At 74.4% G+C, this 10493-nt stretch carries 6 protein-coding genes and 1 pseudogene; 6 read left to right on the top strand and 1 reads right to left on the bottom strand.

What is annotated here, in order from left to right; all coding sequences use genetic code 11:
* The 3 genes and pseudogenes from GTW08_RS09295 to GTW08_RS09305 form a co-directional block, all read left to right on the top strand.
* Nucleotides 1–229 (top strand): annotated as a pseudogene (locus GTW08_RS09295) (sulfurtransferase); the annotation flags it as partial.
* 34 nt (nucleotides 230–263) lie between these two features.
* The gene (locus GTW08_RS09300; RefSeq protein WP_073574186.1) at nucleotides 264–1436 is read left to right on the top strand and encodes an acetoin utilization protein AcuC; all 1173 of its coding nucleotides are present in this window, start codon (nucleotides 264–266) and stop codon (nucleotides 1434–1436) included.
* A gap of 8 nt (nucleotides 1437–1444) precedes the next feature.
* Nucleotides 1445–4171 carry a bifunctional GNAT family N-acetyltransferase/acetate--CoA ligase family protein gene (locus tag GTW08_RS09305; RefSeq protein WP_073574185.1) on the top strand — a complete coding sequence of 909 codons (2727 nt, stop codon included), beginning with the start codon at nucleotides 1445–1447 and terminating at the stop codon, nucleotides 4169–4171.
* Nucleotides 4172–4337: 166 nt separating this feature from the next.
* On the opposite strand, the gene GTW08_RS09310 is transcribed toward GTW08_RS09305, so the two are convergent.
* The gene (locus GTW08_RS09310) at nucleotides 4338–5987 is read right to left on the bottom strand and encodes a fumarate hydratase (protein WP_073574184.1); all 1650 of its coding nucleotides are present in this window, start codon (nucleotides 5985–5987) and stop codon (nucleotides 4338–4340) included.
* A gap of 111 nt (nucleotides 5988–6098) precedes the next feature.
* Between GTW08_RS09310 and GTW08_RS09315 the strand changes: the two genes are divergently transcribed.
* The 3 genes from GTW08_RS09315 (at nucleotide 6099) to GTW08_RS09325 (ending at nucleotide 10493) form a co-directional block, all read left to right on the top strand.
* The gene (locus GTW08_RS09315) at nucleotides 6099–8474 is read left to right on the top strand and encodes a xanthine dehydrogenase family protein molybdopterin-binding subunit (RefSeq protein ID WP_073574183.1); all 2376 of its coding nucleotides are present in this window, start codon (nucleotides 6099–6101) and stop codon (nucleotides 8472–8474) included.
* Nucleotides 8475–8871: 397 nt separating this feature from the next.
* Entirely contained in the window at nucleotides 8872–9711 is an 840-nt protein-coding gene (locus GTW08_RS09320) for a fumarylacetoacetate hydrolase family protein (RefSeq protein ID WP_073574182.1), read from the top strand.
* Nucleotides 9708–10493 (top strand): maleylpyruvate isomerase family mycothiol-dependent enzyme, encoded by a 786-nt coding sequence (locus tag GTW08_RS09325; protein ID WP_073574413.1) that lies wholly within the window; start codon nucleotides 9708–9710, stop codon nucleotides 10491–10493. Before GTW08_RS09320 ends, GTW08_RS09325 begins: the two co-directional genes overlap by 4 nt.

The raw sequence follows: 10493 nt of genomic DNA on the forward strand, positions 1-10493 counted from the left end.
CACGCTGGCGGAGCGCTTCCGCGCCGCCGGCGTCGCACCCGGTGTCGCGACCGGCGCCTACTGCGGGTCCGGCGTCAACGCCTGCGCCCTGGTGCTCGCGCTGGAGGAGTCCGGCCTCACCACGCCGGACGCCCCGGCCGCGCTGTACCCCGGGTCGTGGTCGGAGTGGAGCGCCGACCCGGACCGGCCGGCCGAGACCGGGGACCGGCCGTGGGCCGCGCGGGAGTGACCGCGCCCGCCGGCCTGGCATACGGTTCCGGCCCATGAGCGCTCGCACGTCGGTGGTGTGGACTCCGGAGTTCCTGACCTACCAGCTGTCCGACGACCACCCCCTCAACCCGGTGCGGCTGGAGCTGATGATGGAGCTGTCCCGCGGGCTGGGGGTGCTCGACGGCGTCGACCCGGTCGTCCCGGAGCCGGCGGGCGAGGTGGATCTGACCCGGGTGCACACCCCCGGCTTCCAGACCGCGGTGAAGTCCGCGCCGGAGGCGCCGTTCGGCGTCGGCCACGGGCTGGGCACCGCCGACAACCCGATCTTCTTCGGCATGCACGAGGCGTCCGCGCTGATCGCGGGCGGCTCGGTCGCCGCCGCCCGGGAGATCGCCGAGGGCCGCGCGGACCGCGCGGTGAACATGGCGGGCGGGCTGCACCACGCGATGCGTGACCGCGCCGCGGGCTTCTGCGTCTACAACGACTGTTCGGTCGCGATCGCCTGGCTGCTGGAGCAGGGCTACGAGCGCATCGCCTACGTCGACGTCGACGTCCACCACGGCGACGGCGTGCAGGACTGCTTCTACGACGACCCCCGGGTGCTGACGATCTCGCTGCACCAGCACCCGCTCACGCTGTGGCCGGGCACCGGCTGGGCGGGGGAGATCGGCCGCGGTGCCGGCGAGGGCTACGCCGTCAACGTCTCGCTGCCCCCCGGCACCGGCGACGCGGGCTGGCTGCGGGCCTTCCACGGCGTCGTCCCGTCGCTGCTGGAGTCGTTCCGTCCGCAGGTGCTGGTCACCGAGTGCGGCGCGGACACCCACTCCGAGGACCCGCTGGCGAACCTGGAGCTGTCTGTCGACGGCCACCGGGCCATCTACCACGCGTTGCGCGAGATGGCCGAGACCACCGCAGGCGGCAAGTGGCTGGTGCTCGGCGGCGGCGGGTACGCGCTCTACCGGGTGGTCCCGCGCTCGTGGACGCACCTGATGGCCGTCGCCCTGGACCGCGACCTGGACCCGGACACCTCCATCCCCGCGGACTGGACCGCGCTCGCGGCGACCCGGACCCGTTCGCCGCTGCCGGTCTCGATGTCCGACGGGGCCGACCCGGCGTTCGAGCGGTGGGGCGGCTCGTTCGGCGAGCGCGTCGACTCGGCGATCCTGGAGACCCGTCGTGCGGTGTTCCCGCTGCACGGCCTCGACCCCGACGACCCGCGGGACTGAGACCGACCATGACCGAGAAGACCGACGAGACCCCGGCCGGCGCCCCCGGGCACCCCTACCCGCGGCACTGGGAGGCCGACGTCGTCGCCTCCGACGGCGGGATCGTGCACCTGCGCCCGATCCTGCCCGGCGACGCCGACGCGCTGCTCGCCTTCCACTCCAAGCTGTCCGACCGCACCCGCTACCTGCGTTACTTCGGCCCGTACCCGCGGATCTCGGCGCGGGACCTGGAGCGGTTCACCGTCGTCGACCACCGGACCCGGGTCGCGTTCCTGGCGCTGCTCGGCGACGAGATCATCGCGGTCGGCCGCTACGAGGGGCTGACCCCCGGCGGCGGGGCGGCCGCCCAGGAGGGAGCGGGCACCGACAAGCCGGTCACCTCCGCGGAGGTCGCGTTCGTCGTCCGCGACGACCACCAGTCCCGCGGCCTCGGCTCGATCCTGCTCGAGCACCTCGCCGCCGCGGCCCGGGAGAACGGGCTGTCCCGGTTCGAGGCCGAGGTGCTGGTGGAGAACCACGCCATGGTGCGGGTGTTCCGTGAGGCCGGCTACGGCGTCACACGAGCCTTCGCCGAGGGTGTCCTGCACCTCGAGTTCGACATCGACCCCACCGAGAAGTCGATCGCGGTCCGCTACTCGCGCGAGCAGGCCGCCGAGGCCCGCAGCGTCGCGAACCTGCTGCACCCGACCTCGGTGGCGGTGATCGGTGCGTCCGCGGACGAGACCAAGATCGGCCACGCCGTCCTGCTGAACCTGCTGCGCGCCGGGTTCACCGGCCCCGTCTACCCGGTCAACCCCGACGCCCGCTCGGTGCGGGGCGTGCGCGCCTACCCGTCGGTGATCGACATCCCGGACGAGGTGGACCTCGCGGTCGTCGCCGTCCCGGCCGCGAACATCGACGAGGTCATGGACTCCTGCCTGGCCAAGGGCGTGAAGGTGCTGGTCGTGATCAGCTCCGGCTTCGCCGACGCCGGCGACGACGGCGGCACCGTCGCCGAGCGCAGGCTGGTCGCCGAGGCGCGGGCGCACGGGATGCGGGTGGTCGGGCCGAACGCACTCGGCGTCGCCAACCCCGACCCGTCGGTGCGGCTCAACGCGACCCTCGCCCCGTGGATGCCCGGGTACGGGCGCACCGGGTTCTTCTGCCAGTCCGGCGCGCTCGGCAGCGCCATCCTCGCCAACGCCCGCACCCGCGGGCTGGGCCTGTCGTCGTTCGTGTCGGCCGGCAACCGCGCCGACGTGTCCGGCAACGACCTGATGCAGTACTGGCAGACCGACCCCAGCACCGAGCAGGTGCTGCTCTACCTGGAGACCTTCGGCAACCCGCGCAAGTTCGCCCGGGTCGCCCGCAGGCTGGCCCGCACCAAGCCGGTGATCGCGGTGAAGTCCGGCCGGCACACCGGGACGCTGCCGTCGCTGGCCTCGGTCGGGGCGCCGATCGACGAGTCCAGCGTGCAGGCGCTGTTCGAGCAGTCCGGCGTCATCCGCGTGCAGACGCTGCCGCAGATGTTCGACACCGCCCTGCTCATCGCCCACCAGCCGCTGCCGAAGGGCCGCCGGGTCGCGGTCGTCGGCAACTCCACCGCAGTCAACCTGCTGGTCCTCGACGGGCTGCTCGACGAGGGCCTGGAGCTGGCGGGGGACCCGGTCGACGTCGGCACCCAGGCCTCGCCGGAGGCGTTCGCCGGCGCGGTCCGCGCGACCCTGGACGGCGACGCCCGCCCGGACGCGCTCATCGCGGTGTTCGTCCCGCCGGTCGCGGTGGCCGGCCGGGACCACGCGCACGCCCTGCGCGACGCCGCGGACGGTGCCGGGGTCCCGGTCATCGCGGTGTTCCTCGCCGCCGAGGGCATCCCGGCGGAGCTGTCGGTACCCGGCGCCGACGGCACGCCCGGCCGCGGGTCGGTGCCGAGCTTCGCCAGCCCCGAGCGGGCCACGTCGGCGCTGGGCCGGGTCAGCCGCTACGCGCAGTGGCGTGACACCCCGGTCGGGGAGTTCGTCGTGCCCGAGGGCATCGACGCCGACCGCGCGCGGGAGCTCATCGCGTCGTTCGGGCCGGACAGCCGGCACACCCTCACCGACGACGAGGCCGTCGACCTGCTCGCCTGCTACGGCCTGGAGGTGATCACCTTCCGCCGGGCCAAGGGCGCCGACGACGCCGTCGCCGCCGCCGAGCAGCTCGGCTACCCGGTGGTCATCAAGGCGACCGCGGACCAGTGGCGGCACCGCGGCGACTTCGTCGGGGTGCGCCTGGACCTGGTCTCGGAGGAGGCCCTGCGCGTCGCGCACGCGGAGCTGTCGCGGGTGACCGGGTCCGACGAGGTCTACGTGCAGCGGATGGCCCCGAAGGGCACGTCGTGCACGGTGGAGGTCGTCGACGACCCGTCGTTCGGGTCGCTGGTCGCGTTCGGGCTGTCCGGGATGGCGACCGAGCTGCTCGACGACCGCGCCTACCGGGTCCTGCCGGTCTCGACCGAGGACGCGGCCCGGCTGGTGCGGGCCCCGCGCGCGGCGCCGCTGCTCACCGGCTACCGCGGCACGGACCCGGTCGACCTCGCCGCGCTGGAGGACGTCGTGCTGCGGATCGGGCGGCTCGTCGAGGACCTGCCGCAGGTCCGCTCGCTCGCCCTCGACCCGGTGCTGGCCTCGCCGCAGGGCGCGTTCGTGGCCGGGGCCCGGGTGACGATCGGCCCGGTGCCCGACCGCCGTGACGCGGGCCCCCGCCGCCTGCGCTGACCCGCCCGCCCACTCCCGGGAGCCCCCGGTGTCGTCGCCGGGCACCCGCCGGGTGGCCCCCAGGGGAACCTTCGTGGCTTAGAGCGCTACGAGGGTTCCCCTGGGTGCACGGCGCGCCGTGCACGGGGGCCGCGGGCACACCCCCGGGGGGCGGGCGTCGCAGCGGTCAGGTGCGGAAGGTGACCTGCAGGGTCGGGGCGCTGGTGTCGGCGAAGAAGTCGTTGCCCTTGTCGTCCATCACGACGAACGCCGGGAAGTCCTCGACCTCGATCTTCCAGACCGCCTCCATGCCGAGCTCGGGGTACTCGAGCACGTCGACCTTGCGGATGCAGTCCTGGGCCAGGCGGGCGGCCGGGCCGCCGATGGAGCCCAGGTAGAAGCCACCGTTCGCGGCGCAGGAGTCCACGACCTGCTTCGACCGGTTCCCCTTCGCCAGCATCACCAGGGACCCGCCGGCCTCCTGGAACTGCTGGACGTAGGAGTCCATCCGGCCGGCCGTCGTCGGACCGAAGGAGCCCGAGGCGTAGCCCTCGGGGGTCTTGGCCGGTCCGGCGTAGTAGACGGCGTGGTCCTTGAGGTACTGCGGCATCGGCTCGCCGGCGTCGAGCCGCTCGGCGATCTTGGCGTGCGCGATGTCGCGGGCGACGACCAGCGGCCCGGTCAGCGACAGCCGGGTCTTCACCGGCAGCTGCGACAGCTGGGCGCGGATCTCGTCCATCGGCCGGTTCAGGTCGACCCGCACGACCTCGTCGGACAGGTCGGCGTCGGTGGCCTCGGGCAGGTACTGGGCCGGGTCGCGCTCCAGCTGCTCCAGGTAGACCCCGGACGGGGTGATCTTCGCCTTGGCCTGGCGGTCCGCCGAGCAGGACACCGCGACGCCGACCGGCAGCGAGGCGCCGTGCCGGGGCAGCCGGATGACGCGCACGTCGTGGCAGAAGTACTTGCCGCCGAACTGGGCGCCGATCCCGAAGTTGCGGGTCAGCTCCAGGACCTGCTGCTCCAGGTCGGTGTCGCGGATGGCGTGCCCGAGCGGCGAGCCCTCGGTCGGCAGGTTGTCCAGGTAGCGGGCCGAGGCCAGCTTGGCGACCTTCAGGTTGAACTCCGCCGACATGCCGCCGACGACGATCGCCAGGTGGTACGGCGGGCAGGCCGCGGTACCGAGGCTGCGCAGCTTCTCGTCCAGGAACGCCGCGAGCCGCTTCGGGTTCAGCAGTGCCTTCGTCTCCTGGTAGAGGAAGGTCTTGTTGGCCGAGCCGCCGCCCTTGGCCATGACCAGGAACTCGTAGTACGGGTCCCGGCCCGGCTTGGCGTACAGCTCGACCTGCGCGGGCAGGTTGGTGCCGGTGTTCTTCTCGTCCCAGAAGCTGATCGGCGCCATCTGGCTGTAGCGCAGGTTCAGCTCCTGGTAGGCCTCGAAGACCCCGCGCGACACCGCGGCCTCGTCGTCGCCGCCGGTCAGCACGGTCTCGGTCTTCTTGCCGACGACGATCGCGGTGCCGGTGTCCTGACACATCGGCAGCACCCCGCCCGCGGACACGCAGGCGTTGCGCAGCAGGTCGGTGGCGACGAACCGGTCGTTGCCGGACGCCTCGGGGTCGTCGATGATGGCGCGCAGCTGCTTCAGGTGCGAGGGTCGCAGCAGGTGCTGGATATCGGTGACGGCCGCGCGGACCAGTCCGGTGATCGTCTCGGGCGGGACCTCGAGAAAGGTGCGGCCCGCGGCCTCGGTCACGGTTCCCGCGGGCAGGTCGAGCTCGCGGTACTCGGTGTCGTCCGGGCCGAGCGGGAGCACGTCGGTGTGGTGGAACTCGGGCATGGCGGGGACGCTACCGGCCGTCGCCGGGCGGGCACCGCAGGTGGAGACGCAGACGACGTGTGAGGCGCACTAACCGGACGACCCTCCGGTTAGTGTTGTAGTGTGGGCCACATGCCTGGCTCGATCCTGGGAACCTCCGTCCGCCGCGTCGAGGACGCCGACCTGATCACCGGTGCGAGCACCTTCGTCGGCAACCTGGTCCGCGGTGCCGACGCACCGGCGGGCCTGGCCCACGTGGCGTTCGTCCGCTCGCCGGTGGCGCACGCGCTGCTCACCGGTATCGACACCACCGAGGCCGCGGCCGCGCCCGGCGTCCTCGCCGTGTACACTGCGGCCGACCTCGACCTGCCCGCCCACCACGGCCTGATGGTCCTCAACCCCGCGCTGCCGCGCCCGCCGCTGGCGACCGACCGGGTGCGGTTCGTCGGCGAGGCGGTGGCGCTGGTCGTCGCCGAGAGCCGCGCCGCCGCCGTCGACGCCACCGAGCTCGTTGAGGTCGACTACGACCCGCTGCCCGCGGTCACCGACATCGAGGCCGCGCTCGCCGACGACGCCCCGCTGCAGTTCCCCGACCAGGGCAGCAACCTGGCCGCGGGCGAGCGGGGGACCGGCGACCCGCTCGACGGCGCCGAGGTCGTCGTCCGCGCGCGGATGGTGAACCAGCGCGTCGCGGCCGTCCCGATGGAGGGCAACGCGATCGTCGCCGACCCCACCACCACCGACTTCCCGCTCACCGTGCACGTCTCCACCCAGATGCCGCACGGCTTCCGCACCCAGCTCGCCGGACTGGCCGGGCTGGAGGCCGACCAGCTCCGGGTGATCGCCCCGCACGTCGGCGGCGGGTTCGGCGCGAAGGCCGGTGTGCTCGCCGAGCACACCGCGACCGTCGCGGCCGCCCGGGCGCTGGGGCGGCCGCTGGCCTGGGTCGAGACCCGCTCGGAGAACCTCGTCTCGATGCCGCACGGCCGCGGCCAGGTCGGCTACTACGAGCTCGGCCTCACCCGTGACGGCCGGATGACCGGCCTGCGCGTGCGGGTGGTCGGGGACGCCGGGGCCTACGCCGGCTTCGGCGGCGCGCTCCCGCTGCGCACCACCTACCTCATGGCGACCGGCGTCTACGACATCACGAACCTGCGCTACGACGCCGTCTCCGCGCTGACCAACACCACCCCGATGGGCGCCTTCCGCGGCGCGGGACGCCCCGAGGCCGCCGCCCACCTGGAGCGCCTGGTCGACGTCGCCGCCGCCGAGCTGGGCATCGACCCGGTCGAGCTGCGCCGGCGCAACCTGCTCGCGCCCGACGTCTTCCCGTACACCACCCCGACCGGCGCCCGCTACGACGTCGGCGACTACGACCTGCCGCTGCGTGAGGCCCTGCGCATCGCCGGCTACGACGAGCTGCGCGCCGAACAGGCCCGCCGCCGCGCGGCGGGCGACCCGGTGCGTCTGGGCATCGGCATCGCGGTCTATGTCGAGGTCACCGCCGGGGGCGGGGGCGGCGAGTACGGCTCGGTGACCGTGCACGCCGACGGCACGGCGACCGTGTCGGCCGGCACCTCGGCGCACGGTCAGGGGCACGCGACCTCGTTCGCGATGCTGGTGTCGGACCGGCTCGGCATCCCGATGGACCGGATCCGCTACGTCCAGTCCGACACCGCGCTCGTCCCGCGCGGCGCCGGGACCGGCGGCTCGCGGTCGCTGCAGCTCGGCGGGACCGCGGTGTCCGAGGCCGCGCACGAGCTGTACGAGCGGGCCCGCAAGCTCGCCGCGCACCTGCTGGAGGCCGCCGCGGAGGACGTCGAGATCACCGACGAGGGCATCTTCGGCGTCGCCGGTGTGCCCGGCGGCCCGACCGCGACCTGGAGCGACGTGCACCGCCAGGCCGCCGCCACGGGGGAGGAGCTGCACGTCGGGCTCGACTCCGCGCAGGACGGGGCGACCTTCCCGTTCGGGGCGCACCTGTCGGTGGTCGAGGTCGACACCGACACCGGCCGGGTCACCCCGCGCCGGCACGTCGCCGTCGACGACTGCGGGCGGATCCTGAACCCGCTGCTCGTCGAGGGCCAGCAGCACGGCGGGCTCGCCCAGGGCGTCGCCCAGGCGCTGCACGAGGAGGTCCTGTTCGACGACGAGGGCCAGCCCCTGACCTCCAGCCTCGCCGCGTACACGATTCCGACCGCGGCCGACCTGTTCTCCTTCGAGACCGCGACGACCGAGACCCCGACCCCGCTGAACTCGCTCGGCGCCAAGGGCATCGGCGAGTCCGCGACGATCGGGTCGACCCCCGCGGTGCAGAACGCCGTGGTCGACGCACTGTCGGACCTGGGTGTGCGGCACATCGACCTGCCCTGCACCCCCGAGCGGGTGTGGCGGGCGGTCGCCGCGGCCCGCGCCGGGGCGCCGGAGCAGGCGTGGCGGGAGCCGCCCGCGGTCTTCGACGACCTGCCCGTGCGCGGCGGTGGCGCCGAGGACGACGCCGCGATCTGACCCGGGTGCCGGCCCGGGGCGGTCGCCGCCGGGCCGTGGGAGTGCCGTGGCGGAGCCACACCCGCTGTCCGGCATCCACACCTGCTGCAATGGCTGTGGTCACCGGACAGCGGGTGTGGCTGCGGACCGCCACGACGCCGGGTCGGCGAGGGCGGGCGGTCACCTGCGGGCGGGACGGGTGGCGCCGCACCGGCGGGGCGGATGCCCGGACGGGGCCGCCCCGTCGCCGTGGTGGCGGAACGCGTGTCGCGGTCCGTCGACGGTGTCAGCCGTACGGGTGAGTTCGGCCCGTCCACCGGCCGGGACGCGCGGTAACCCACCCCCTGACTGTCCCGCGGGCCCCCGGTGGCGCAGACTCTCCGCCGGACGGCAACCGATACCGGGAGGCACCCGCACGATGAGGCTCGCGACGATCCGGACCGCGACCGGGCACCGGGCGGTGCGCGTCGACGGCGACACCGCCGTCGAGACGGGGGAGACCGACGTGCGGGCGCTGCTGGAGCGCCCCGACTGGGCCGAGCACGCCGCGGGCGCGGCGGGCCCGGTGCACGAGACCGCGGGCCTGGACTACGCGCCGCTGGTGCCGTCACCCGAGAAGATCATCTGCATCGGGCTGAACTACCGCGACCACGTGCTCGAGATGGGCAACGAGCTGCCCGAGTACCCGACGGTCTTCGGCAAGTACGCGCCCGCCCTGATCGGCGCGTACGACGAGATCGAGCTGCCCGAGCAGTCCGACCGGGTCGACTACGAGGCCGAGCTCGTCGTCGTCATCGGTCGCTCGGTCCGGCGCGCCGACCGCGAGGCGGCCGCGGCCGCGATCGCCGGGTACACCGTGCTCAACGACGTGTCGATGCGCGACTACCAGCGGCGCACCAAGCAGTTCCTGCAGGGCAAGACCTGGGAGCACTCGACGCCGCTCGGGCCGGTGCTGGTCACCCCCGACGAGCTGCCCGCCGACCCGGCCGCCGGTGGCGCGCTGCGGATCTCCTCGGAGCTGTCCGGGGAGACCATGCAGGACTCCACGACCGACCAGCTCGTGTTCGGCGCGGTGGACCTGGTCGTCTACCTGTCGGAGATCCTCACGCTCAACCCGGGCGACGTCATCGCCACCGGCACCCCGGGCGGCGTCGGTGACGCGCGCACGCCCCCGCGCTACCTCACCGACGGCGCCGAGATCGTCACCGCGGTGGAGGGGATCGGCGAGTGCCGCAACGTGTGCCGGGCGGTGCGGTGACCCCCGCACGCACCCCCGGCGACGGCCACGCCGTCGTCCCGCCGCCGGTGGGCGACGCGCTGGCCTGGGCCGGCGACGGCCAGGCCCACCTGCGCGGGCTGATGACCCGGATGGCGGGCGAGGCGTTCCGCGCCCCGTCGGCGCTGCCGGGCTGGACCCGCGCGCACGTGCTCACCCACCTGGCCCGCAACGCCGACGCCATGGTGAACCTGCTGACCTGGGCGCGGACCGGCGTCGAGACCCCGGCCTACCCCGATCCCGCGTCCCGCGACGCCGACATCGAGGCCGGGGCCGGGCGCAGCTCCGACGAGATCCGCGCCGACGTCGTCGCCTCCTCCGACCGGCTCGCCGACGCGGTCCGGGCGATGCCCGAGAAGGCCTGGTCGGCGACCGTGCGCAACCCGCAGGGCATCGAGATGCCGGTGACGGCGGTGCCCTGGAACCGGGCGCGCGAGGTGTGGATCCACGCCGTCGACCTCGATGTCGGCGCCTCGTTCAAGGACCTGCCGATCCCGATGCGGGAGGTGCTGGTCGCCGACGTGGTCGCGCGGCTGGAGCGCAAGCCCGGCTGCCCGCACGTGCGCCTGGAGGAGGTCCGCACCGGCGCGACGCTGGAGTTCGGGCCGGGGCCCGCCGGGCCGGACGGCGCCGAGCCGCGCGACCTCGGCACGGTCCGCGGCAAGGCGCACGACATCATCGCCTGGCTGCTCGGCCGCCCGTTCGACAAGGGCCTGCGCGACGCCGACGGGAAGCTCCCGCCGCCGCTACCGGTCTGGCTCTGA

The organism is Pseudonocardia sp. SID8383, assembly GCF_009864975.1.
In the GTDB taxonomy this organism is placed as follows: domain Bacteria; phylum Actinomycetota; class Actinomycetes; order Mycobacteriales; family Pseudonocardiaceae; genus Pseudonocardia; species Pseudonocardia alni.